Source organism: Streptomyces sp. NPDC001292, from assembly GCF_042896465.1.
Classification (GTDB): Bacteria; Actinomycetota; Actinomycetes; order Streptomycetales; family Streptomycetaceae; genus Streptomyces.
On the sequence record NZ_JBIAXG010000011.1, the window covers coordinates 1 to 23,688 of the forward strand.

Here is a 23,688-nt window from a genome sequence, read left to right on the forward strand (position 1 = left end):
GCCACCATCACGGACGCACCGGACCTACCTCACCCACCCCGCACCATGCCTGATCAGCACAACCCAGCCCCCACACTCGGTTTCGAGAAGCCTTCTTAGTCCCAGCCCGTCTGACAGCATGGTGCTCCTTCGCCTGTTTGTCGGCCCCTGACTGTTCAGCCGGATTTGACTCCCTGATGGACGGTTAGCAAATGAGTGCAGAGCCTGCGTATGCCTTGAATGCATGGCCGTTGGGGAAGCGGGTGCGATCGTCGCCGACCTCGTCGCGGTGTCCGCCGTCTGAGTAGAGCCGGGACGGCGAAACGCCAGCTCCACCCGGACGAACTTCGTGCGGGTGGACTTGGTCTCCTGTACTCCAGCATGGCGACGAGTGTTCCTCCTGTTGCGACGTGGGTGCGACAGGTGGTGCTACCGCGACGTGAGAGGCCGCAGGGCCCGTCCGGCCGGTCGGCGGGCCTCGGCGGCAGGTGTGCGGCTGGGAACCGACGAGGGCGCGCTTGCCGCATCCATGGGCGGCACGGCGGGGACGTTCGGGTGCCGACGCCTTGGACTCTCCTCGTCGGCGGGGTCCAGCCGGGTGGCCGGTATCTCGCTGTGGTCTTTCGGTGCTCGGCGGCACCGGGAGACGGAATCGGGCGACTCGGCGAAGAGCGTCGCGGTGTATGCGGGTCAGCCGGAGTAGGCGCACCGGAATCCGATGTGACCGGCGGAGCTGTCGGGGGCGTTGGAGGTGCGGGCGGCGACCCGGTAGCGGTTGCAGTAGGAGCGGTGGCACATGTGGGAGCCGCCGCGCATCACGCGGGTGCTACCGCTGGGTGGGCCGGTCGGGGCGATGCGGGTCTGTGGAGTATCGGCGGCGTGCCAGTTGCGGCTGAACCGGTCGAGGCACCACTCCCACACGTTGCCTGTCATGTTGTGGAGTCCGTAACCGTTGGGGGGGAAGGCGTTGACGGGGGCGGTTGAGAGGTAGCCGTCCTCGGCTGTGTTGCGGTGGGGGAACTCGCCCTGCCAGATGTTGCAGAGGTGCTGGCCTTGAGGCGTGAGCTCGTCGCCCCAGGGGAACCGTTTGCGCTCCAGGCCCCCGCGCGCGGCCCGCTCCCATTCGGCCTCGGTGAGCAGCCGCTTTCCGGCCCAGGCGGCGTAGGCGGCGGCGTCGTGCCAGGAGATGTGCACCACGGGGTGGCCCTGACGGTCGTCGATCGAGGAGCCGGGCCCTTCCGGGGCCAGCCAGCAGGCGCCGCGCACCGCGCGCCACCACGGTGCGCCGAGGACGCTGCCGTTGATGACGTGCTTGCGGGCGTCGGGATGGACGAAGTCGGCGAAGACGTACGACCACTCGAAGCGCTCGGCCTCGGTGACGTACCCGGTGGCCTTGATGAAGTCGGCGAACTCGGAGTTGGAGACGGCGGTGGCGTCGATGTGGAAGGGCCGTAGCGTCACCTGCCGAACCGGGCCCTCGCCGTCGCCGGGGACGGCGTCGGGGTCGTTTCCGCCCATCCAGAAGGTGCCGCCGGGGATGGCGACCATACCTCGCAGGATCTCCTTGCGCTCCCGTACGGGAACGGGGGAAGGGAGCGGGTCCGTCACGTGCGCCGGCACGGCGGCGGGGATCAAGGTGTCCGTCCTGGCAGGCTTGCGGTGCGGGCCGCAGCACGCACCGCCGCCGGCCGAGGGCAGGGGCGTGCCCGGAGGAATGATGTCGGGCATCGCGGAATCCTTTCTCGGTCGCACGTGGCGGCATCGGATGGACCGGCGGGCCGGGGGCCGCCGGCGAGGTCACTGCTGTGGACTGCCTGCCGCCTTGTAGAGGTCGCCCAGGTAGTAGTCCTTCGCGTCGGAGGGCGACTTGAGCTTGCCCATGCTTGTGAAGACGTCGGCCAGGCCGTTGAACCAGCCGTCGACGGTGCCGTTGGCGGTGAGGTCGGTCAGCTTCTTGGAGGAGAGCAGCTTCACGTACTTGGTGGAGCCGGCGAGCTGGTCTGCGGGCAGCTTGAGGAAGTCGGCGGTGACCTTCTCCGATTCCTCCGGGTGGGCGCTGATCCAGTCGTCCGCCTGCCGCAGCACGGAGGTGACCTTGCGGACCAGCGTCGGGTTCTTTCCGGGCAGGTCGGGCTGGGTTACGAAGACGTTGGGGAACGTCAGCTTCGGGTAGTAGTCCTCGGTGCGGCTGACCTCGGTCAGGTCGGGCACCTGCTTCTTGATGGTGTCGATCAGCGGGTACCAGATGGCCGCCGCGTCGACCTGGCCGGAGGAGAAGGCCGTGACGATGGTGCTCGGGTCCATGGTGACCCGGGTGATGTCGGACGGCTTCAGTCCGGCTTGCGCGAGCGCCAGGTTGAGGATCATGTCGCCGGAGGTGCCCTCGGCCACGGCGACCTTCTTGCCTTTCAGATCGGCGGGCTTGGTGATACCGGTGCCAGGGCGGGCGATGACGCGGTCGGCCTGGCCGAGCATGTTGACTGCGACGATCTTGGCCTTGCCGGAGGCCGGGAGCCACAGGGCGCCCGGGCCGAGGTAGCCGAAGTCGAGGTCGCCGGCGCCGAGCGCCTGGACCTGCAGGGGGCCGTTGGTGAACGCCTTGAGGTCGGGACTCAGCCCCGCCTTCTGCCACAGGCCCTGCTTGGCGGCGACCGCGAGGGCGGCCGAGCCGCTGTAGTCCGCGATGTAGCCGAAGGTGACCGAGGTGGTCTTGCCGGAGGACGAGGAGGACGTGGAGCTGCAGCCGGTTGCGGATGTGACGAGGACGAGAACGGTGGCGGCGGCCCACAGGCCGGTGGTTCTGCGCTTCATGAGGTGGTTCCTTCGAGCATGCTCGGCTGGTGGTAGACGGCGTTCCAGACCTGCCGCCGTAGGCTGGCGAACTCGGCGGACAGGCGCATCTCCTCGGTACGGGGATACGGCAGCTCGACGGGGATGATCCGGTGGATGCGCCCGGGGCGAGCGGCCATGACCACGACTCGGCTGGCGAGGTAGACCGCCTCGTCGACGTCGTGGGTGATGAACATGACCGTGCGGCGGTCCCGGCTCCAGGTCTCCAACAGCGAATCCTGCATGCGGACCCGGGTGAGGGCGTCCAGTGCGCCGAAAGGCTCGTCCATGAGGAGGACCTTGGGACCCACGGCGTACGCCCTGGCGATGGCGCACCGCTGCTTCATGCCGCCGGACAGGGTCTTGGGCAGGGCGTCGGCGAAGTCGCCCAGGCCGACCATGTCGATCATCCGCTGGGCTGTGGCCCGCCGTTCGGTCCGGTCGACACCGGCGACCTTCAGGCCGAATTCGACGTTCTCGGTGACGGTCATCCACGGGAAGAGCGCGTACTGCTGGAAGATGACGCCTCGCTCCGGGCTGGGTCCGCGTACCTCTTCGCCGTCGACCGTGACTGACCCGCCAGTGGCATTCAGCAGGCCGGCCGCGATGTTGAGCATGGTGCTCTTGCCGCAGCCCGAGGGGCCGACGACGGTGACGAACTCGCCGTCCTCGATGGTGAGGCTCACGTTGTCCAGGGCCAGGAAGCCGCCGGCCTTGGTGCCGAAGTCACGGCAGACCTCGCGGAATTCGATGGAGGGCATGGCGCTATCTCCTTTCCTGCCACCCGGTCAGCCGGCGTTCGGCAAGCAGGAGCAGCCGGTCCATGGCCAGACCGACGGCGCCGATGACGATCAGCTGGACGAACATCGTGGGCAGGTCGTAGTACAGCTGGGCCTGCTGCATCCGGAAGCCGAGCCCGCTTTGGGCTGCGATCAGTTCGGCGGCGACGACGGTGGCCCAGGCGGCGCCCAGGCCGATCCGCATGCCGACCAGGATGAAGGGGGTGGAGGCGGGCACCACCACGCCGAGGAACACCCGCCTGTCCTTGGCGCCGAGCACCCGGGCGGCGTTCACCAGTGTGAGGTCCACCGACACCACACCCTGGAAGGTCGACACCACCGAGGAGAGGAAGGCGGCCAGGAAGATGACGAAGACCTTCGGAGTCTCGCCGATGCCCATGAGCACGATGGCCAGCGGGATGACCGCCAGGGGCGGAACCATCCGGAAGAACTGCAGCCAGGGCTCGATCAGTCGGCGGACGATCGGGTACCAGCCCATGGCGAAGCCGACTGGTACGGCGAGGACCACACCGATGACGTAGCCGGTGAGGACGCGCCTGAGACTGGCGCCGAGGTCGTCGAGGAGGATGCCGCCACGGATCAGCTCCCATCCGCGGCTCAGCACCGACAAGGGCCCGGGGAAGCCCTGGATGCTGCTGCGGGCGAGGACAGTCCAAACCAGTAGCCCGAGCGCCGCGGAGCACAGGGAGAGCAGAGAACCACGGAGGCTGAGGACTTGGGACAGCCGCCTGGCCGGATTGTCTGCGCTGCCGGCCATGGGCGGTGCGGGGTTGAGGGCTTCGCCTGTCGCCATGGGGACGTTCTTTGAATGGCCCGACCACCGGGTCGGCGCGGTGGATGTGGCGTGCTGTTTCATGCCACCTCATCCGCCACGCCGTCGACGTCGGGCGCGCGGCCGCCGCCGATGTCGGACATGTAGCTCATCCACGTGTAGGCGGGGTCGCCCCGGCGCAGGAGCTCCTGGTAGAGACGCGCCGTCAGTTCTCGCCGAACGCCGGCGTACGCGGGTGCTTCGTGGACGTTGTGCAGTTCGTGCGGGTCCGCTTCGAGGTCGTAGAGTTCGTTGACGCTGTCAGGGTTGTACACCAGCTTGTGGCGGCGGTCGCGGATCATCCGCTGCGAGTAGGGGAAGTGGTGGCCGTGGAACTCGGTGACCACCTGCTCGCGGGTGCCATCGGCCGGTTCGCCGGCCAGTACCGGCAGCAGGCTTGCCCCGTCGCAGGGTTCCAGTGCGGGCAGACCGGCCAGCCCCAGGACCGTGGGGTTGAGGTCGATGAGAGTGGCGAAGTCGTCGCGGACCTGCGGCGGGCAGCCGGGGACGCGCACGATTCCCGGGATGCGGTAGATGTCCTCGTACATCGCCGGGCCCTTGTCGTTGAGCCGGTGGGAGCCGGTGAACTCGCCGTGGTCGGCGGTGAAGACGACGGTGGTGTCCTCCCACAGGCCGCGGGCCTTCAGCGCGTCCAGGAGGCGGGCGACCTGGTGGTCGATGAGGGTCACATAACCCCAGTAGACGGCGATCAGCTTGCGCCAGGTGTCGGCGTCGAATTCGTCCGCCGACCAGTACGCGGAGTAGTGGCGCTGAACGTCTGGCTTACCGGCGAAGGTTTCGGCCATGGAGGCCGGCAGCGGTATCGATGCCGGGTCGTACATGTCGTAGTACTCGTCCGGGATGAGGTAGGGCAGGTGAGGACCGAACCAGTGGCAGGACAGCATGAACGGCTTGCCCTCGGTGTGCCAGGCGTCCCCGTAGCGGTCCAGCAGCTCGAGGGTCTTGTCGGTGAGGTAGGCCTCCACGGTGGCCTCGGGCGGCTGTTGGAGGCGGCCGGCGATCAGGTGACCGCGGCCGGTGCCGTTCGCCGCCGAGCCGAATACCGCGTCCTTGACCGCGAAGCGGGGGTAGCCCTTGGCATCCAGCCATGCTTCGTAAGAGGGATGGTGGACGGGGTTGAGCGCCCCCGGAAGGTGTTCCCCGTCCATCGCGTAGTACTCGGGACCGCGGGCGCGGCCGATGTGCCACTTGCCCACGTGGCCCATGTTGTAGCCTGCCGCCAGCAGCGGCTGGGAGAGCACCGGCGAACCGTCCTCGACTTCGTCGCGTCCGCCGCCGTTGCGCTCGGGATTCACCAGCAGGCCGTGGCGGAAGGGGTGTTGCCCGGTGAACAGTGAGGCGCGGGCCGGGGTGCAGATGGCGGTAGGGGTGTAGAAGCTGTCGAACCGGGTGCCCTCGGCTGCGAGGGAGTCGAGCGCGGGAGTGCTGATGGTGGTGTTGCCATAGCAGCCCAAGGTGTCGACCCGGTGCTGGTCGGTCATCAGGAACAGGAGGTTTCGGGGTGACACAGGCAGACGGACCTTCCGATCGGCCTCTGAGGGAGGAGCGAGTGGGACAGCGCGTCAGGCCGGGCCGCAGGAAGAGGTGGCGGAGAGTTCTCGGCAGCCCTTTTTTCCTGGATCGGATCATATTTAGGGGAGGTCTGGTCCACAAGAGGTCGGCGACCCTGTAATCGCCGACGGTCCTCACGCCCTTGTCGGCTCCTCCCGAAGCAGTAGCGCCACCGCCCCGAGAGCCGCCGCGTTGACTCCCAGATCCGCCTGCACAACATCGACCCGTCCCGTCGCACGCGGCAGGGCCAGCCGGCTGATCGCCTGGCGGATCGGGTCCAGGACCAGCGACCCCAGCTGCGCCAACTCCCCTCCCACCACGATCCGTGAGGGGTCCAGCTGCGCCACAGCCCCGGCCAGTACCCGGCCCAGCCTGTCGGCAGCGGTGGAGACCACCCGGGTTGCCGTCGGGGAAAGGTTGCGCACCGCGGAGACCAGGGCGTCCAGGTCGGAAAGGGCAAGACCCTGTCGGGCGCACTGCTCCAGCAGTACCGCGCCCCCGGCAATTCCTTCAAGGCAGCCCCGGCCACCGCAGTGGCAGGGCTTCCCACCCGGATCAACGCTCACATGGCCGATCTCACCGGCACACCCGTGCGCCCCGGCCACGGCTCGACCCCCAACGACCAATCCGCCGCCGATTCCCGTGGACCAGCGCACATACACAAGATCCTCCACCGAGCGTCCCGCGCCCCAGGTCGCCTCGGCCAGGGCCGCGGCGCGCGAGTTGTTGCCCAGCACCACCGGCCCACCGAACTCCTCGGCGATGCGCGTCCGCAGCGCTTCGATCTCCCTGGGCTTCCACTCGACGCCGACGATTCCGACGAGGCCCGCGCCGATCGCGGTCAGCGTCGACGGGGCGACCCCCGCCTCACCGGCCGCCCGCCGTAGCAGATCCGCCGCCGCCGGGGCCACTACGTCGGCGCGCACCGCGGAAGGCAGGTCGTGCATGCCGCTGGCCACCACCTCGTGCGAGGTATTGACGATGACCAGGCGCATCCGGCTGCGGCCGATGTCGAACCCCGCGTACAGGCCGGCGGAAGGATTGAGCACGACCCGGGTCGCCGGCCGACCGCGGCCGCGCGCTGCGGTGTCGTCGGCGCTCTGCTCGACCAGGACACCACCTTCGAGCAGTCCGGCGACGATGCTGAACAGCGTGGTCTTGGGCAGGCCGGTGCGCCGGCTCAGCTCGGTGCGGCTGAGCGCCCCCGATCGGCGCAGCTCTGCGAGAACGAGATCGTCGTAGGCCGACCTGTTGCGGCGGGCAGGAGTAGCAGTCACCGCAGCATGATGCGCCCTTGTTCGTTATTCGGGCAAAGTCTGGAAGAAATCGCCGCTTTCGTGGCCAGGGCCTTCCAGCGCAGCGAGTCGTGATTCCGTGGTGGCGGACGAACCGTGGTGATCACACTCCGTCCGTTCCGGCCAACACCCCCGTGGCACCTTTGACACACGGGTCGCCATGGGGCTGGGAACGGGGGCGACGGCCGGGCACAGAGATCGCGGCTGGAAAAAGCGGCCCGGCTGCAACCGCCCGGGGCGGGATTCCGGTGTAGCCCTCTTGCCGTCCTTGCCTCGTACTCAATACGATCCGGTTTCGGAATAATTTCTGGGCCTGTTCCGCCACCGCCTCGCCACACACCGCAGGACCCCGCACCGCCCGACGCTCGTACGAGCCTCCTCTGCGGACGGTGAACACCGCACGTCACCCGCACAAGGCGCCGGCCAGCGCTGTACCCGCCCCCATCCATGACACGCAATGCCCGACACCAGGAGGCGTTATGCGACACCTCAAGCGTCGATCGTTCCTCGCCGGCGTGACCGGAGCCGTCGCCATGACAACTATCGGGACGCCGTCCCGGGCGGCGGACGACAGCGGGTCCGAAGCCACGTTCCCGCTCGTCCACAACGGCCTTGGCAAGGCGACGGTGCTGTGGTGGGGCGGCGCCACCGCACGGTTCGCGGCCACTGAACTGGCCGACTACGTAGAGCGGATGAGCGGTGCCCGCCTCCAGGTCCTGTGTGCACGGCCCGAACAGCCGCAGACGGCAACCTCCGGAGTGCTCGTGCTGCCCGGCAGCCGACGCCAGGCAACCACCGTCCCGCCGGAGTGGCTGGCCAAGGCCGACACAAGGCTGCGCGACCAGGTCACGGACAGCTACCTGGTCAGCGCCACGCCGCACGGCGTGCTGCTGAGCGGTGTGGGCGACCGCGGCGTGGTGTACGCGACGTACGCGCTACTGGAGCAGTTCGGAGTCGGCTTTTTCGCACCGCAGTTCAGCTACTACCAGGGTGCCGCCGAGACCGTACCGCAGACCGGCGACATCACGGTCCGCGCCCAGACCAGCGTGGTCACTCCACCTTGGCCGGTCCGGCGCAAGGCGATCGAGGAGGGCTGGAGCATCAGCCAGTCCAGCCTCACCGCGCTGATCGATTGGATGGGCAAGCAGCGGCTCAACGTCCTGGTCTTCCCGTACGACTACTACGGGGCCGGAGTTACACGCTACGAGGACTTCGCGGCAGGGATGGCACCGGAACTCGCCAAGCGCGGCATCATCGTGGAAGTCGGCGGCCACGGGTACGACGCATTTCTCCGCCGGGCCGACTACCCACAGTACTACACTCTCGGGGTCAACGTCTTCAACGTGCACGACGACGCGGCGGTATCGCAGTACATCGCCAACGTCGTCACCTACCTGCGGGCCCGGCCCGAGATCGCCATCTTCGACTGCTGGCCGCCGGACGGGGCGACGTGGCCGAAGGCCACCCTCGCCGAGTTCGGCACCGTCACCAACGCCGAAGTTCACGTTGTGAACAAGCTCGTTGCCGCCCTCGCCGACGCCGGACTCCACGTCCAGGTCGAGCGCATCGCATACGACGTCGGCCTGGACACGCCCACGGCCGGGCACACGTTCGACCCGACGGTGCTCATCGACTTCGCCGCGTACGGACGGACGTACGCCGTCCCGCTCGGCGATCCGTCCTCGTCCGTCAACGCGCGCTACCTGGACGCGCTGCGTCGGTGGCGCGCGACCCACCCGGGCACACTGGCGATCTACGACTACTCGCGCCGCTACCGCTGGCGCGAGCTCGGCAATCCGATCGGGATCCTCGCCCAGGACGCGGAGGTGTACCGCAGCGTCGGCGTCAACGGCATCGGCATGTACTCGGAACCGGCGAACTGGCTGCAGTTCGAGGCGATCCACCTGTTCGGCGCCCGCTGCGCATGGGATCCGACGCTGACCTACGACGACTTCACGAGCAGCTACCTGCCCGCGCGGTTCGGGCCCGCAGCTCCGGAGATGGCCGACTACCTGCTGCGCACCGCGGACGACCCGGACGTCCTCAACACGCCTGGCCAAGGGGCGGCCCTGCGCTCCAAGTACCAGGCTGCCGCGATCGATGTCGCCGCGGCGCGAGCGAAGACCGACGGGACCAGCGCCGCCGCGATCGTCCTCGACCGGCTCGCCTGGGGCTGCGAACTCGCCCTGGCCGATATCGATATCAGCCGGTACACCCAGGCCAACGATCAGGCAGGCAAGCAGCAGGCAATGGCCCGCCACCGCCAGCTGACCCAGCGGCACCGCTTCAACGGCATCCAGCTCGAGTCGCTCTACACCACCCCGCGCTACGGCGAACAGGTCACCCGGGCGCAGATCGCCAAGCAGTACCGCTCCCCGGCGTGGGGTTACCTGCCGCAGATCCAGTTCACCGTGCGCCAGGGGGCTTCCGTCGACGTGACGATCACGGCGCAGGACGTAGACTTCCAGGGCCACGACGTGGAGTGGACACTCATCACGCCCCAGGGACTCACCGCCGAGCGCCCCCAAGGCCGTCTGCGAGCCTCGGGCCCGCTCGAGGCTTCGGAAAAGGTCCGCCTGAGCGCCGGGACCGACGTCGCACCCGGGAACTACGCCGTCACTGTCGCTTTCGCCGCCGACGGCGGCGGACTGACGTCTACTCAGTGCACCATCACTGTGTCCCGGTAGAAACGGTTCTCGCCGGCAGAACGGCGACGGCAAGCCGGTCACCGTGGTGTCTGTGTCGAGCAGCAGGACCGCGGCCAGGTCGAGCCGCATCCGGCGTACGGTCGTCATCAACGAGGCACCGGTCTGTTCCCGGAACAGCCGCTCGGCATGTCGTTCCGACAGGTGAACGGCAGCCGCCACATCGCGGACCGTCATGGGACGGGACAGGTTGTCGGCCAGGTGCCGCTGCATCGCCGCGAGTTGCTCCTGCCCGTCGGGTCGACGCCCGCCAGCTCATGCCCTGTCCCAACGAGTAGTCGTGTGACGAACCTGTGGCGGGAGAACGAGAAGGTCCAGCGGCTGGTGTTCTCGCGCCGACTGGCCGGCATCGCGGCCAAGTTCCTCGGCGTGCACGCCGTGCGCTGAACCACGACCAGGCCTTGTACAAGGAGCCAAGCGGCGGCATCACCCCCTGGCACGCCGACCAGTAGCCGCTGTCCTCCGACCGCTGCCTAACCATCTGGCTGCCGCTCCAGGAGACCCCCGCTCGGCATAGGCCCGCTGGCCTACGCCCGCAGCAGCCACAACTTCTCCTACGGCCGCGGCCTCCCCATCTCCGACGAGTCCGAGGCACGGCTGAAGCAAGCCGAGCAGAACTTCGAGGACGTCGTCGAGCCCTTCGCCCTCGGCGACGCCGGCTTCCACCGCGGCTGGACCTTCCACCACGCGGGCCCGAACCGCGGCATGGTGCCGCACCGTGTCATGACTGTGATCTACGTGGACGCTGACATCCGGGTCGCCCAGCCCACCAACGACCACCAGACCTGCGACCTCGGCTGGATGCCCGACACGGATGTCGGCCAGATCCTTCGGACGCCGCTGAACCCCGTGCTGTACGACAGCAGGACCGCCTGACGGCCCGCCCCACGAGGGCGCCCGGCCAGACCTGCCGGGCGCCCTCGTGCGCTTGCACTTTTCTCCTGCTTCCAAGCGTGATTCAGCGATCTGTAAGTCATGCGGGGCAAATTGCCAGTCTTATTGGGGTCGCCGCCGGTCACTCGGCGGCCCCGTGGGGCACCAGGTCAGCCTGGTGTGAGCCGGCTTTGCTGCGCGGCTGTGCTCGGGGTAGATAGGCACACGGGCCCGGCTTGGAGGCCGCAGCCCAGAGCATCGGGTGTATTGCTCGGAATATGTGGCGACATCGGTCATTTCATTCATGCGTCGACTGGAAACATTGGACCAATGCGTTGACCCTGCTGCCGTGCTGCTGCTTCACTCACTTCTACCGATCGACGTCGCGGTGCACTGGGCCGCTCTTCGCGTTCGACCGGCCGGTGGACACGATCGAATGCGCGGTACCCCGCCGCGGGTCGCGGTCGTCGGCGCGAAACCGGGAGCTGACCTTCCGCGCCACGCCGAGCCTGGACGGGGTGCCGGGGATGCTCTACACCAGTGTCCCTGAGGACTGCCTGGACCCGCAGGCCACCGTGTTCCGGCTGGACTACGACGTGCCGATCGACCTCTACCGGGAAGGCGGGCGCAAGTGCCCCGGCCTCGCTGTGACGGCACCCATCCATCCGACGAAAGGGACTGAAATGTCCAGCAGAGAGTCGAAGTTACCCTTCACCATGCACCGGCGCGGTTTCCTCGCGACAGCAGGGGCGACGCTGGCGGCGACCGCGGCGGGCACCTGGGGCGGCCAGACGGCCGCCGCCGCGGTGCCGCAGCCGCGTGGCGCCGCGCCCGCCGGCGCCGCCCCGAGCTTCCCCCCACCCAGACGGAACTGCAGCCGGACAGCCCCGAGGGCGTGCAAGCCCTCCTGGACTACGACATCGCCGCCGACCCCAACGCGGCCTACATGCGCAGCCAGGTGCCGTGCGCCCGCCGGATCGACCTCCCGGCGGCGGCACAGGCCAACCCGCGGCTGAGCCCGCGACCGCAGATCCTCAGCCTCAACACCTTCTACTGGCCGATCCAGGCGGGCGCGCCGTCCTTCCGCCACACCCGCTACGGCTTCGACCAGTACCCGTACATCACCAGGTTCGCCCAGTACCAGGACTACGTGGGCGACTGGATGGGCCTCTCGGGCCGGACGGACAGCATCCCGAACCCGGCGTGCGTCGACGCCGCCCACCGCAACGGCGCTCTGGCTCTCGGGACCGTCTTCCAGCCCTACTTCTCAGCGACACCGGGCGCGGTCACGGACTTCATCGCCCAGGACTCCAAGGGCGGCTACCTGGTCGGCGACAAGCTTGTCGACCTCGCCGCCTACTTCGGGTACGACGGGTACTTCCTCAATATCGAGGGAATGACGATCAGCCGCGGCCAGGCCGATGACCTTGCCGCAATGTTCGAGTCAATGCACGCCCGCGCGTACGCGAAGGGCATGCCCGCCTTCTACCTGCAGATCTACGACGCGCTGTGGACGGACGGCTCGGGCGAGTACGAGAACCGATTCGACGAGCACAACGCGGGCTGGATCGTCCCCGGGCGCAAGGTCGACAGCATCTTCGTCAACTACGCCTGGCCGCAGGGCTTCGCCGAAGCCGACTGGGCGCACAGCGGGGACTACGTCGCGCCGTCGGTGACACTCGCCGAACAGCGCGGACTGGACCCCTTCCGGACGCTGTTCTTCGCCCTGGACATCGGGGAGGAGAACGACGGGGTGCATGCCAACGCCCTCGACTACTACGCCGACCAGGTCATCCCACTCAACGGAGAACGGCCGCCGGTGGCAAGTCTGGCGCTGTTTAGCCAGTCCGACCGACTGGTCAGGCGTACCCGGGCCCAACTCGGCTCGCAGGCGGCCGACCTGTCGGCGCTGCAGGAGGCGGTCCACATCGCGGACCGCAGATTCTGGTCGGGCAAAGCGGAGAACCCGGCCATCCCCGCCACACCGGTCCATCCCACCGTCGAGCAGGTGCTGAGCCCGCATTGGGTGCCGCAGTACGGCATCGCCAACTTCGTCCCGGAGCGGTCGGTCATCGCGAAGCTGCCGTTCACCACCCGCTTCAACACCGGGCAGGGCGATCGGTTCTTCCTGCGCGGAGCCCCGGCCGGACAGCGCGTCTGGTACAGCATGAGCATCCAGGACGTGCTGCCGACCTGGCAGTGGTGGACCCGCGACCTGGACGGGACGACCGGCGCCAAGGAACTGCTCCACATCGACTACGACCATTCTGTGGCCTACGACGGCGGCAACTCTCTTCGCCTCAGCGGTCCGCTGAGCGAATGCGCCGGCACCGAGGCCCGGTTGTTCAAGACCGCCATCGACGCCGACCGGCCGGTGGTGGTGTCCCTGCTCGTCCGCGACGGCTCACTCGGCTCGACCGGACTCGTGCGCCTGGGAGTCAGCTACGCCCACGCCCCGGACCACACAGTGTGGCTGACGGCGAGAGGCCGACGAGCGGACGCCAACGGGTGGCGACGGATCGAGTTCGAAGCTGCTCCGCGCCGCGGCGCACTGATCACCGCGGTCTCCGTGGGTGTGGTGGCGCCTTCCGGTGCGCCCCTGGGCGACTACACCGTGTACGTCGGCGAGCTGCGGATCGCGGCGCGCGGCGCGGCGCAACAGCCGTCGACACCCACCGGACTTCGCGTCGACGCGAGCGCCCCCAGCGACAGCGGCAGCGGGTTGACCGTGGGGCTGCGCTGGCGGTCGGCCCGCGACAGGGTCTGGTACTACGACCTGCGGACGGCCGGTGCGTCGCCCCAGTGGCTGGGCCGGATCTCCGGCGACGCGTACGTCCTCGACGCCGTCAGCCCGGGCACCCGCGTCGCCCTCGTGGCGGTGGCCCCCGACGGGACCGAGAGCGAACCGGCCGTGGTGACAGTCCGGTAGCCGTCTGCACGCCCCTAGGGTGCGTTTCGAAAGTGCTGGTCACAGCCACTCATTGATGGCTGCGACCGGCACGGTCGCCTCGTAGCGGACTGCGAGCTTGTCGTATCTCGTGGCGACCGCGCAGTGCCGCTTGAGGCGATTGATTCCCCACTCCACCGCGTGGCGTTCCTTGTAGTCGGCCTTGTCGAACTTGGGTGGCCGGCCACCGTGGGAGCCGCAGTTCTTGCGGTTGGCGAGGCCAGTACGGCGTGGATTCGGTTGCGCAACAGGGTCCGTAGCCGCACCAGCTGGGTCCGGTGCCGCAGCATGGCCCGTTGCTGTCGGACCGGCAGCGGGGCGATCCACGCTTCGGGCAGCGGGTCGGCCCGCAGCAGATGGGCCAGGGTGGCCGCGTCGACCTTGTCGTTCTCCAACCGTGCCGAGCCAATGGCCTTGCACTGCAGCGGATGGAGAGGGGCGGCGCGAAGTCATGTTCCCGGAGCAGTTCTACCAGCCAGCCCCAGCCGAAGGCCGCCTCGAATGCCACCGGCGTGCCCGCCGGAAGATCCCCGATGACCCCCAGTATCGGCATCCGCCCGTTGGGCACGTTCCTGTTCACGCCGATTCCGCCGCCTTGGTCGGCGACGGCGATCTGTGATCTAGGCCGATGCCGTGGCCCTGTACGAGTCCACGCCCGGGGCGACCTACAAGGGAATCGCCGCTGACCTGGGCATCAACCGGGCCACCCGGCGCGAGTGGGTCCTGCGGGACCGCGAACGCCGCGGCATCACCGCCACCGCCTCCCCAGCGGAGGGGAAGACACCGGCCGAGGCCGGAAAGGCGGCGCCGTCCGCCGATCCGGACGAGCGGATCCGTCAGCTGGAGGCCCGAGTGGCCGAGCTCGAGGCGAGTGAATGGAAGCTCGCCACCGAGCGGGACATACTCCGCAAGGCGGCCAAGTATTTCGCCGGAGAGACGAATTGGTGAGCCGCTTCCAGCTCGTCCACGACAACCGGGACGCCTACGGCGTGAAGCGGCTCTGCCAGGTTCGGGACCTGAACCGATCCAGCTACTACAAGTGGCTCGCCGGCTTTGAGGCCTGGGCCGCCCGGCAGCGCGAGGACCGGCTCCTGGCCGAGGAGATCCGCGAGGTCCACGGCGAGTCCCGCGGCACCTACGGCGCATCCTAGCTCGGGTCCAGATGCGACACACCGTCACTCATCGTCGCCGCAGGCGGGCTTGAACGTCGTGCCGAGGTCGTACTGCGCGATCCCGAACGGCTGGAAATCAGCATCGGCAAGGACGCGATAGAGGAACTCCGACGTGGACATGTCGTACCGGCGCCACTCGTTGTCCTCGGCTCGCGCGAGGACGGGATACTCATCGGGCCGCTGGGTGTCGATCAGCCAACAGTACTGGTCACCCCATTCCGTGGACGCCCAGGTGACGAGGCCCTTACCTCCCGGCGCGTAAACCGAGTAGGGATCCACAGCAGAAACATCACCGTACCTTCCGTCTTGATCGACCGAAAGGTCCCCTCGCCACTGCGTGAGGAAGTCGAAGGCGATACCCTCGTCGCGCCCCAGAAAGTAGACGGAATCACTGAAGACGCCCCCGGCGAACGCCTCGTAGAGCTCCTTGTAGTCCGCCGGCAGCGGAACCCTCAGCTCTCCCTCGATCGCCGCCCAGTCGACGGAGATCCCGAGCGGTTCCCACCCGGTCAGTTCGATCACTCGCTGAACCCACATGCAACAATCTTTTAGCATCGGTTTTCGTTCCGATGTCCCTCAGCCCCCTCGTCGCTCAAGTCAAGATCGGCAACTATCGCACTCAGCCGGCCTTGGCGGGTTCCTCTGCCCGGGCTCGTGTGCTGGCGAGGCGGCAGGAGTCAGTGCCGGTCTCGATGATGGTGCCGTTGAAGGTGCGGCTCCAGTCGAACGACTCGTTGGAGGCGATCGCGACGCTGTTCTTCTCCTCGCGCTCGGTCAGGACCTGAAAAAGCAGTTCGACGCCGTGCCGGTACAGCGCACCTCAAGGCACGACAAACGGGCTCCGCTCCACGGGTAGAGGGGGCACTAGGCGTATCAGGGCAGCTCAGGCGTCATGAGAGCCATATCGTTGTTTTCCCCGGCGGATACTTGGGCGCCCCTACTCGACCGCGGCCTGCGGGACCTCCTTGACGAACTCCGGGAACCGGCCCTCCTGCTCGAAAAACTTCAGGACCAGGGCGAAGTCGAGCCAGGGCGGATGCGTTCTCACGTGATGAGGTGAGCGATTCACCCGATAGGTGAGCTGTGGCGGATTGGCCCGGCTGGAAGTAACGAACGCGACTCCTGATGATCAAGGTTGTCGAAGCCAAAGGTCATGAACAGGGGTCGAGTTCGCGTGTCATCTTTCCCGATCCGTATCCTCGTGCGCCACTTGAGGGCGTCGAGCTGCCGTGCCCGCCTGTAGACCTGCCCGAACTGCCCGCCCTGGCCAGGTGCTGGACCACATCCCGGACCCGCGGCGCGTCCGGGGCGCCGTTACCGCCTCGGCGCCCTGCTCGCCCTGTGCTTGGTCGCCGTGCTCAGCGGCGCGACTTCTCTGGCCTGTATCGCCCGCTTCGCCGCCGACAGCGGCCCTGAGCTGCGCAGGCGCCTCGGGCTCGAGGCAGCCACCCCGGTCGCCACGACCCTGGGCCGGCCCCTGTCGCCTCGACGGCGATGCCTCGATGACGCCGTGGGCACCTGGCTCGCCCGTCTGGCCACCGATCCCATCGATGAACTCACGCCCACGCCGACCGGACTGGCCGTGGAGGGCAAGACCGTGCGAGGCAGCCGCACCGACGGCGCCGCCGTGCACCTGCTCGCCGCCGTCCTGCACACCTCCCAGGCCGTCGTCCCCAGCGGCAGGTCGAGGCGAAGAGCGACGAGATCCCCGCCTTTGCGCCGCTTGCTGGACGGACTCGACCTGCGCCAGAAAGATCAAGCTAGCCGACTGTTCGCCGGTGCTGGATTCCGGGAGGTGGGGTCGTCGCCTGCGCTGCGGCGAGGGGGGTGCTGTTGGGGACGGCGGTGAGGGTACGGGGCGAGGAGAGGCGTTCACCGATGAGGGAGGCCACACCGAACAGGCCGGTGGTCACAGCGCATGCGAGGAACGCTGTGGCCGAGTCGGCGATGTGCAGGAGTATCGCACCCATAAGCCCAGCCGCGCCGTAGCCGAGACCGGCGGCCGCGTAGAGGAGGGAGAACCCGGTGGCCCAGGCGGGTTGGGGCAGGCGTTGCTGGAGGGCGAGATTGCGGATGACCATCAGCGGGCTGTAGAGGAAGCCGCCGATGGCGAAGACGGCGGCGAGGCCCCAGGGATTGTCGGTTAGTGCGGGCAGGGCGAATACGGCGGTCACCGCCGGCAGCAGGGCGAGGGTCTGGCCCCACGGTGTGCCGGGCCAGCGCCGGATGCCGTAGAGGAGGGCGGCGAGGGCGCTGGCGAGGGCGAAGGCGGTCATGACCGGCCCGGCCAGTGCGGGGGAGGCGCCGGTGTCCTGCAACCGGGCGGGCAGGAGGACGTCCGCGGTGCCGATGAGGAACATGATTGCCGCGGACAGCAGGGCGGTGGGCCAGGCGAGGCGGAGGAGGCTGGCCGTGCGCACGAGGTGCTGATTTTGTGCTGTGTCGGGCGGGGCGGGGGCCGTGTGGGGAATGCGGTGGGCGAACAGGACGGGGGCCGCAGAGAAGGCGGCCATGACCAGCAGCGCGCCGACGGCGGAGAACTGGGCATACAACAGGGAGGCTAGAGGCGGGGCGATGGCCCAGACCGACTGCCCGAGGAAGCTTTCCAAGCTCAGCGCGGTGGGGCGCAGGTGTTCGGGTGTAGTGGCCGAGAGCTGTGCGCGCATACCGCCGGGGGCGCCGGAAGCGGCAGCGCCGGCCAGGAAAGCCAGGGCCAGCAGGGCAGGCAGAGGGGCGCGGGCGGCGCTGATGGCCAGGGCGGCGAAGACGAGGGCTTCGATGCTCAGCGCGAGGCGGAGCTGTCTGGTGAAGGGGCGGGTGTCGAAACGGCGACCCATGAAGGGCGCTGCGGCGGCCTCGCCCAGGGCGTGGGTTGCGGCGAGCATGCCGCCGACGGTGAACGACTGGGCTGTGTAGCCGAGAAAGACCAGGGCGAGCGGTGCCATCACGACGGGTGCCCGCACCAGGGCGGCGGCGACGTACCAGGTTGTGTGGCCAGGGAAGGCCAGGACGTTGCGGTAGCTGGGCTTGAGGGCGCCACCCTCAGTGTTACCGGTCATAAAAATAAATGGTAACAGTCGCCGTTTACCGCCTATGCTGTTTGCATGGTTGCGACTGGCGTTGACCCCAGGGTGGAAGAGCTTCGGTGCTTCCTGAACAGTTGGTCGATCCCGAACGACACCCGTGTGCCGACGGAGACTCTTCCTGAGCTGGCTGCATCTCCCGACATCTGGCGGAAGGTCTTCATCCGGGTACCGCCCCCTGGTGCGGAGGAGGTGGCGGATCTTGTCCGGCTGCGGGATGACCTGCGGGCGGATGTGGAGGGCCGCGCCTGTGGACGCCTGGATTCCTGGCTGGAGCAGTTCCCGCAGACGGTCCGAGTCGGAGAGGGCGGGATTGCGTTCCGGGGAGCTGGAACCGCGCGGGAGGAAATCCTCAGGCTGGCCGTCGAACTGGTGCTGGAACAGCGATGGCGCCGCTTGCGGGCGTGCCCGGATTGCCGCTGGGTCTTCTACGACCAGTCCCGGAACAACTCCCGCACCTGGTGCAGCATGTACGCCGGAGAAACGGGCCGAGCCTGCGGCAGCATCGCCAAGGTCAAGCGCATGCGCTCCAAGAAGGCCACACAGAAACCCGAGGGCTGAGCGGACGCCGGTGCCCTCGGCCGTACCGGCCCGACCGGTCCGCGCCCGGATCACCGGACCCGGCGGCGGTTGGAGCGAGCCGTCGCCTATCCGGGTGCGAGGAGATGCGGGGCGGGCAGGGCGGGTTCGGCCATCTCACCTGCGGCGCAGGCCCCGAGCGCGACGGCAAGCCGGATGGACCAACGGCACCGCCATCGGGCGCGGGCGGTCGGGACGGTGTGGCGGAGTGAAACGATCAGGCTCGGCGTGTTACGCATAGCGCCAGCTTCTGTTCTGTGCGTAACATTCCGCTGATGGGAGGGTGGCATGCGGCCATCGATCCGTGTCCGGGAAGCCCTCCTTCGGGCGCGTCGCGGACCGGCGTCCTGGAGGCCGGACGGGCTTCCACAGACTCTGGGCCGCCTGCTGGGCGGGGCCGCCATCGGCTGGCACCCGCCCGGCACCCCGCCCACCGTCCTCGACCCGGCGCCGTGCCGTCTGGTGCTGCGGGATCCGCTCGGCGGGACACTGACCGCCAATCGCCCCGCCCTCCCGTTCACCCGTCTGGAGCGGCTCGGCGCCCGGCTGTTGACGATGCTGGCACCCGGCGGCGTCCGGGCCTCCTGGCCCGGCGGGCACCTGCGGCTTCCAGGAGACGAGGCAATCGCCCTGCGGGCGGTGCGGAGGTCCGACCGACGGGCCGTCGCCGCCCTGCATGCCGCGTGCGCGCCGCTGCCGGTGTCCGGCTGCCGCGCGGCTGCCGAGCGCCTGGTCTCGCCCCGGATGGGTTGCGGGCTGCTCGCCGAGACTCCGGGGAGGCGGCCGGTGGCCTTCGCCGGCCTGCTCCTCGACGGCGACGGCGCCGAACTGGCCCTGCTCATCGGCCCCGCGTGGTCGGCGCGCGGGCTCGGCGACGTGCTCCTGGCTGAACTCCTCGACGCGGCCCGCCTGCTGGGCGTACGAGAGGTCTGTGCGCACAGCGGCTCCAGTGGCGATCCAGTCGAGGCCGCCGCGTGCCGAGTCGGCCTGCCGGTGGCGGTCGCGCGCGACGCGGCCGGGTCCACTTTCACGATCCGTCTCACCATCACCCCCCAGGCTCCGCTCCCGCAACCGGAGGGCGGGGTACGGATTTACCGCTGTGGATCAGACCGCGCCGCCGACGTGCCGTCGGTGGCGCGGTTCAGCCCGGTCAGCCGGGACAGCACGGCGAAGCCGTCGTCGGTTCCGGGCCAGTGAGCGCGTACCGCCTCGATCCCCGCCCGCCGTACGACAGAGCGTAGAGCACGCAGCCGCTTTGCCCGGGTCAGGAATCGAACAGTGCTGGACCTGGATGTCATCGGTGGGCCGAATCGGGACCTGCGAGGGACCGGTTAGCTGGCAGTCGTTCCGGTTGGCAGACCGGGCGGGCCGGGGCCGGGGGTCGCTCAAGACCGTGGCAGGTTTCGTGCGGCAAGGTGGGCTCGGTTCCCGTGTGACCCGAGCCTCGGAGCGAGCGCCCCCAGCTCGGCACAGCTACGCCGCCAGGTGTTCCAGGGCGGCCTTGAGTGCCGTGTCGAGTGCCTGGTCCGCCGGGACGTGGATGTCCGGGACCACTCCGTTGCCTTCCCAGTTAGTGCCGGTGACGCTGTTGATGGTTCGGGCGGTCGGCACGGTCACAAGGATGTGTTCCGTGATCGGGTGGCGGGCGGTCGGATGCGCGCCGCCGCGTGTCGTCTCACCGACGAGGACGGCCCGGCCGTGTGCCTGAAGGGTGTACGCCACGTCCTCGCCGCCGGAGAACGTGATCGAGCTGGTGAGTGCATAGACCGAGCGGTCCGTGTAGCGCGGCGCGGGAAGGTGCGCGGTCGTCCAGAACTGGCGTGTGGCGCCGGTGATCCGGTCGTAGATGTCGTTGAGGTGCACCTGGTCGTCGCGGAAGAAGTAGCTGCACCACATCGCGGCGCCCTCCGGTGCCCCACCGCGGCACTCGCGCAGGTCCAGAATGAGCGCAGAGCTGTGCGCGACCAGCTGCATGGCGGCGCCGATCGCGTCGGCGCCCTCGTCTGCGTACGCGATGCGGCGGACGTCGATGAGCCCGATGTTTCCGTCCAACTGCTCGACCCGGCGGATCCCTTGGTTCTCCGTCCTGAGCAACTCGAGGAACGCGGCCCGTCCCTCGTCCTCGTCCGCCGGATCCAGCGACTGCGGCTGGTCCACCCAGAGCAGTCGCAGGTGCTTGTCCGGACACATCTCCTGGAGGTGCGCGGTCACCGTCTCACAGAGGGACGGCCCGTCCAGGTGGTCGTAGACGCCTTCCGCCAGTCGACGTCGGATGCCGGTGTCGATATCCACGGTTTTCTCGGGAAAGACGTATCCGGCCTCGATTCGACTCAGGGGCCTGACTGATGATCTGTTCGTTTGTTGGCATGGCGGCGGATCGTAGACCGCTGACAACCTCATGACCAGCGATTTTTGATTCAGGTCCCAGGCCGGCCGGAATCCGCTGACGGGCCGGCGGCGCCCGGGGTGGTGTCGGTTGCTCGCGTCAGTGGTTCCGCTGACGGGCTTCCGGTGGTGACGGTGGTGACCTTCGCAGCGACGTGGTCGTCGCGGGTCAAGGCGCTCTCCAGGGCGCCCACAAGGTATCTCTCAGGGCGCCTCACCGATCCGGTCCTGCTGACGGGAAAATCCGCGAGTGTCTGTCGCCAGAGCGCGGCTTCGGTCGATCTGCTGCAAGGCCGTCGCGGTGGGGACGATGCCGGAAACCCACCCTGTGGCGCCGACCTCGAGCGTGTCTAGGCCTGTGATCGCGGTGATCGCGTGGCGCGCCAGGTCGTTGTACGGGTAGCCGCTGAGTGTGTCGTGCAGGCCGCCGTCCGCGGTGAAGCCTGCCTCGTGCAGCGCTCCGGCTACGTGACCGAGGGTGCCCCACCTGCGTCCGCTGGTGATGTCTAGGCCCGCCCAGTTGTCGTCGAGGTCTGCGTACAACATCTCGAGCCGGTTGGGGTTCTTGAACACGGTCATCGCGAACTGCTCGGGGGTGCACAGCTCGAGGAGAACACAGTGCCCGGCGCCGATCAGGCCGGTGTTGCCGTTGGTCTCAATCACGATGCTCCACGCTGGGCTGATACGGCCGGCTACGAGGAGGATCCCGTCTTCCTCAATCCCCTCGTCGGCTTCTTCGCGGAGCGCATCGACAGGGTTGGCGACATCGCTCGTGTGGCCGGCTTCCATGGCTTGCAGCGCTTCGCGGGGCGGTAGGGTGGTGAAGGTGAAGCACCAGCCTCCGAAGTAGCCGTCGAGCGTCGTCAGCAAGTCCATGGAGGCTCCTGCAGGAGTGGTGCGAATGGAACGGCGCCCCCGCAGTGAGAGGCACCGTTCATTCTACTTACGGTGATCGCTGGTCTAGAAGTCCACAATCTGCACGTAGTAGCGGTCATTCGTGTCAGCCGGCGAGGGCAGCGTGTCGTCCCAGGCGAGGATCCGGTGGTTCCGCACGTAGTTCATCAGCGTGTTCCCACCGGAGCGGTTCTGCGACAGGTCCACGGGCCACACGGAGAAGTCCCAGTTCGGGCTAGCGGCGCCTTCGAGGGTCGCACGGAAGGGGTACTCGTCACAGTCCTCAACACCCGGCTCCGGCCGAAGCGACAGCGGGAGACCGGTGGTCGAGTAGTCGCCGGTGGAGGTGCAGGCCTGGTCCTTGTGCGAGGTGTTCGCGTTCATCTGCGTCAAATGGAAGTTCTCGTGCAGGCGGTGCAGGCCCGGCGCGTAGTAGTTGCCGGCGATGTACTTGCCGGGGATGAACTTCAGGCCCCCGCTGGTCGGATAGGTGGTGTCCGGCTGGTTCTGGGCCTTGTAGATGTGGTCAGCAACGCCCTTGTGCGGGGAGTCCGCGGCGCGGGAGTACATCATGCGGGGGATGGTCTCGAGGAAGACGCAGCCCTTCGGCCAGTCTGCGTAGATGTAGCTGGCGGAGTCGCAACGCACCAGGCGGCGAGAGATGGACGCACGGGACTCGGACCGGTAGTCGCCGCTGTCGGTGTAGAGCTCAACGTGCGTGCCGTGAGCGGCGATCTTGTCCCGGCCGATGCCCTTGGTTTCGTCGCTGTTGGCGTTCCAGTGGAACCAGGTGTCGATGCTGTTCCAGTTCTGCCAGTCCAGGGTGATGGGGGAGCCGGTCGCCGAGCAGCTGTTGGTGTCTCCCCAGCAGTTGCCGATCACGGTGAGGTCCACGCCGGGGGCGGTCCAGATGTTGTCCCACCAGCCCCAGTCGTAGGTGACGGAGTCCTTCTGCATCTTGGCGAACATGCGGGTAGAGCGCTCGTTGTTGTACTGCTGGGTGTACAGCTGCACGAGACCGGTGTTCGTGCCCATGTATTCGCGGGTGCCAGTCCTGGAGTCGACCTTGTAGTACTTGGCGGTGAGCTTGGTGCGCCCGCATGCGGTGAAGCGGTCAATCACCGCGTCGAACTCTGCGGTACCGCCGAAGCACAAGGCTTCCAGGGTGGCCGGCGGGGTGGTTCCGACCGGGTAGCCGACAGTGCTCTCGTTGAGATCGTAGGAAGCGGCGAGGCTCATGTTCATCTTGCTGCCGTCGCCTGCGGTCGCGGTCTGCGCTCCCTTGCCGAAGTCCTTGTAGGGATTAGCGTGGGCTTCCTTGATGCTGTCCGCGGCCTGCTTGTAGGCGTCGGCGAGCGTCATGGGCTTGCCGCTCTGCCGGTTCGCATCGGCAGAGCGCTTGCTGGTCTGTTTCGGTTTCCCGAGCGGCTTGTCCGCCTTGACGCGGCCGCGTGCCTTGTCGATCTGCTCCTGGGTCAGGTCGACCGTCATGGTGATTTCGCTGTTCGCCGTAGTGACGTACTGCGGGTTCAGGGGTTTGGTCTGTGCGACCGGGGTGACGGTGTCCTGTCCTGTGACCGGCGTCTGCTGGGGTAAGACCCCGGCAAGGGTAACTGCCGCACCAATTGCCGCGCATATGAGGGTAGTACGTTTCTTCACGCTTCTGCTTCCTGGTAGGAGATGCACTCCCCGTAAAAGGGATCACCACCGTAACGGTAATGATCAAGATTTAATCGAGGAAGCCGTGCAGAGTTCATGAGAGCG

18 protein-coding genes and 4 pseudogenes are annotated in these 23,688 nt (G+C 68.2%); 8 read left to right on the forward strand and 14 right to left on the reverse strand.

From position 1 onward, the window contains the following. Positions 1 to 669 precede the first annotated feature (669 nt). The 6 genes from ACFY4A_RS14450 to ACFY4A_RS14475 form a co-directional block, all read right to left on the reverse strand. On the reverse strand, positions 670 to 1,707 hold the full coding sequence (locus ACFY4A_RS14450) for a formylglycine-generating enzyme family protein (protein WP_390829763.1): 1,038 nt from the start codon (positions 1,705 to 1,707) through the stop codon (positions 670 to 672). A 69-nt stretch (positions 1,708 to 1,776) separates the two neighbouring features. Continuing rightward, entirely contained in the window at positions 1,777 to 2,790 is a 1,014-nt protein-coding gene (locus ACFY4A_RS14455; RefSeq protein ID WP_390829764.1) for an aliphatic sulfonate ABC transporter substrate-binding protein, read from the reverse strand. Continuing rightward, the gene (locus ACFY4A_RS14460) at positions 2,787 to 3,569 is read right to left on the reverse strand and encodes an ABC transporter ATP-binding protein (RefSeq protein WP_390829765.1); all 783 of its coding nucleotides are present in this window, start codon (positions 3,567 to 3,569) and stop codon (positions 2,787 to 2,789) included. The genes ACFY4A_RS14455 and ACFY4A_RS14460 overlap by 4 nt, the downstream gene beginning before the upstream one ends. A 4-nt stretch (positions 3,570 to 3,573) precedes the next feature. Next, positions 3,574 to 4,401 (reverse strand): ABC transporter permease, encoded by an 828-nt coding sequence (locus ACFY4A_RS14465; protein ID WP_390829766.1) that lies wholly within the window; start codon positions 4,399 to 4,401, stop codon positions 3,574 to 3,576. 59 nt (positions 4,402 to 4,460) lie between these two features. Further along, entirely contained in the window at positions 4,461 to 5,948 is a 1,488-nt protein-coding gene (locus ACFY4A_RS14470; protein ID WP_390829767.1) for a sulfatase-like hydrolase/transferase, read from the reverse strand. Positions 5,949 to 6,125: 177 nt separating this feature from the next. Continuing rightward, the gene (locus tag ACFY4A_RS14475) at positions 6,126 to 7,268 is read right to left on the reverse strand and encodes an ROK family protein (protein WP_390829768.1); all 1,143 of its coding nucleotides are present in this window, start codon (positions 7,266 to 7,268) and stop codon (positions 6,126 to 6,128) included. A 497-nt stretch (positions 7,269 to 7,765) separates the two neighbouring features. Here ACFY4A_RS14475 and ACFY4A_RS14480 point away from each other — a divergent pair, with 497 nt between their 5' ends. Beyond that, positions 7,766 to 9,973, forward strand: coding sequence for a DUF4838 domain-containing protein (locus ACFY4A_RS14480; RefSeq protein WP_390829769.1), 2,208 nt, complete (start codon positions 7,766 to 7,768; stop codon positions 9,971 to 9,973). A gap of 48 nt (positions 9,974 to 10,021) precedes the next feature. On the opposite strand, the pseudogene ACFY4A_RS14485 reads toward ACFY4A_RS14480, so the two are convergent. Further along, positions 10,022 to 10,204 (reverse strand): annotated as a pseudogene (locus tag ACFY4A_RS14485) (helix-turn-helix domain-containing protein); the annotation flags it as partial. A gap of 510 nt (positions 10,205 to 10,714) precedes the next feature. Between ACFY4A_RS14485 and ACFY4A_RS14490 the strand changes: the two are divergent. Together ACFY4A_RS14490 and ACFY4A_RS14495 are read left to right on the forward strand one after the other, a co-directional pair. Beyond that, the gene (locus ACFY4A_RS14490; protein WP_390829770.1) at positions 10,715 to 10,867 is read left to right on the forward strand and encodes a hypothetical protein; all 153 of its coding nucleotides are present in this window, start codon (positions 10,715 to 10,717) and stop codon (positions 10,865 to 10,867) included. Between the two features lie 892 nt (positions 10,868 to 11,759). Next, positions 11,760 to 13,793, forward strand: a complete 2,034-nt coding sequence (locus ACFY4A_RS14495; RefSeq protein ID WP_390829771.1) for a hypothetical protein — start codon at positions 11,760 to 11,762, stop codon at positions 13,791 to 13,793. Positions 13,794 to 14,089: 296 nt separating this feature from the next. Here ACFY4A_RS14495 and ACFY4A_RS14500 read toward each other — a convergent pair. Beyond that, positions 14,090 to 14,206: pseudogene (locus ACFY4A_RS14500) on the reverse strand (hypothetical protein); the annotation flags it as partial. A 238-nt stretch (positions 14,207 to 14,444) separates the two neighbouring features. On the opposite strand from ACFY4A_RS14500, the gene ACFY4A_RS14505 reads away from it, so the two are divergent. After that, on the forward strand, positions 14,445 to 14,759 hold the full coding sequence (locus tag ACFY4A_RS14505) for a transposase (protein ID WP_390829772.1): 315 nt from the start codon (positions 14,445 to 14,447) through the stop codon (positions 14,757 to 14,759). Further along, positions 14,756 to 14,962 carry a hypothetical protein gene (locus ACFY4A_RS14510; protein ID WP_390829773.1) on the forward strand — a complete coding sequence of 69 codons (207 nt, stop codon included), beginning with the start codon at positions 14,756 to 14,758 and terminating at the stop codon, positions 14,960 to 14,962. The genes ACFY4A_RS14505 and ACFY4A_RS14510 overlap by 4 nt, the downstream gene beginning before the upstream one ends. Positions 14,963 to 14,986: 24 nt before the next feature. On the opposite strand, the gene ACFY4A_RS14515 is transcribed toward ACFY4A_RS14510, so the two are convergent. Next, complete coding sequence (locus ACFY4A_RS14515) at positions 14,987 to 15,505, reverse strand: SMI1/KNR4 family protein (protein WP_390829774.1); 519 nt, start codon at positions 15,503 to 15,505, stop codon at positions 14,987 to 14,989. A 97-nt stretch (positions 15,506 to 15,602) separates the two neighbouring features. Beyond that, a pseudogene (locus ACFY4A_RS14520) lies at positions 15,603 to 15,797 on the reverse strand (AAA family ATPase); the annotation flags it as partial. A gap of 504 nt (positions 15,798 to 16,301) precedes the next feature. On the opposite strand from ACFY4A_RS14520, the pseudogene ACFY4A_RS14525 reads away from it, so the two are divergent. After that, positions 16,302 to 16,832, forward strand: a pseudogene (locus ACFY4A_RS14525) (hypothetical protein); the annotation flags it as partial. Here ACFY4A_RS14525 and ACFY4A_RS14530 read toward each other — a convergent pair. After that, positions 16,744 to 18,042, reverse strand: coding sequence for an MFS transporter (locus tag ACFY4A_RS14530; RefSeq protein WP_390829775.1), 1,299 nt, complete (start codon positions 18,040 to 18,042; stop codon positions 16,744 to 16,746). The pseudogene ACFY4A_RS14525 and the gene ACFY4A_RS14530 overlap by 89 nt on opposite strands. A gap of 216 nt (positions 18,043 to 18,258) precedes the next feature. Between ACFY4A_RS14530 and ACFY4A_RS14535 the strand changes: the two genes are divergently transcribed. After that, positions 18,259 to 18,627 (forward strand): CGNR zinc finger domain-containing protein, encoded by a 369-nt coding sequence (locus tag ACFY4A_RS14535; protein WP_390829776.1) that lies wholly within the window; start codon positions 18,259 to 18,261, stop codon positions 18,625 to 18,627. A 306-nt stretch (positions 18,628 to 18,933) separates the two neighbouring features. Further along, positions 18,934 to 19,842, forward strand: a complete 909-nt coding sequence (locus tag ACFY4A_RS14540) for a hypothetical protein (protein WP_390829777.1) — start codon at positions 18,934 to 18,936, stop codon at positions 19,840 to 19,842. A gap of 276 nt (positions 19,843 to 20,118) precedes the next feature. Here ACFY4A_RS14540 and ACFY4A_RS14545 read toward each other — a convergent pair whose 3' ends face one another. The 3 genes from ACFY4A_RS14545 to ACFY4A_RS14555 all read right to left on the reverse strand — a co-directional run bounded on the left by ACFY4A_RS14545 (position 20,119) and on the right by ACFY4A_RS14555 (position 23,415). Then, entirely contained in the window at positions 20,119 to 20,937 is an 819-nt protein-coding gene (locus ACFY4A_RS14545; RefSeq protein WP_390829778.1) for a S41 family peptidase, read from the reverse strand. Positions 20,938 to 21,234: 297 nt separating this feature from the next. Beyond that, positions 21,235 to 21,906 (reverse strand): hypothetical protein, encoded by a 672-nt coding sequence (locus tag ACFY4A_RS14550; RefSeq protein WP_390829779.1) that lies wholly within the window; start codon positions 21,904 to 21,906, stop codon positions 21,235 to 21,237. A gap of 84 nt (positions 21,907 to 21,990) precedes the next feature. Then, the gene (locus ACFY4A_RS14555) at positions 21,991 to 23,415 is read right to left on the reverse strand and encodes a hypothetical protein (protein WP_390829780.1); all 1,425 of its coding nucleotides are present in this window, start codon (positions 23,413 to 23,415) and stop codon (positions 21,991 to 21,993) included. Positions 23,416 to 23,688: the final 273 nt, after the last annotated feature.

Bases quoted from the DNA above. Each gene is read 5' to 3' on its own strand.
- ACFY4A_RS14450 (WP_390829763.1), bottom strand. From the start codon at position 1,707: ATGCCCGACATCATTCCTCCGGGCACGCCCCTGCCCTCGGCCGGCGGC.
- ACFY4A_RS14540 (WP_390829777.1), top strand. From the start codon at position 18,934: ATGCGGCCATCGATCCGTGTCCGGGAAGCCCTCCTTCGGGCGCGTCGC.
- ACFY4A_RS14480 (WP_390829769.1), top strand. From the start codon at position 7,766: ATGCGACACCTCAAGCGTCGATCGTTCCTCGCCGGCGTGACCGGAGCC.
- ACFY4A_RS14555 (WP_390829780.1), bottom strand. From the start codon at position 23,415: ATGACGGTCGACCTGACCCAGGAGCAGATCGACAAGGCACGCGGCCGC.
- ACFY4A_RS14465 (WP_390829766.1), bottom strand. From the start codon at position 4,401: ATGGCGACAGGCGAAGCCCTCAACCCCGCACCGCCCATGGCCGGCAGC.
- ACFY4A_RS14530 (WP_390829775.1), bottom strand. From the start codon at position 18,042: ATGACCGGTAACACTGAGGGTGGCGCCCTCAAGCCCAGCTACCGCAAC.
- ACFY4A_RS14550 (WP_390829779.1), bottom strand. From the start codon at position 21,906: ATGGACTTGCTGACGACGCTCGACGGCTACTTCGGAGGCTGGTGCTTC.
- ACFY4A_RS14455 (WP_390829764.1), bottom strand. From the start codon at position 2,790: ATGAAGCGCAGAACCACCGGCCTGTGGGCCGCCGCCACCGTTCTCGTC.
- ACFY4A_RS14490 (WP_390829770.1), top strand. From the start codon at position 10,715: ATGACTGTGATCTACGTGGACGCTGACATCCGGGTCGCCCAGCCCACC.
- ACFY4A_RS14460 (WP_390829765.1), bottom strand. From the start codon at position 3,569: ATGCCCTCCATCGAATTCCGCGAGGTCTGCCGTGACTTCGGCACCAAG.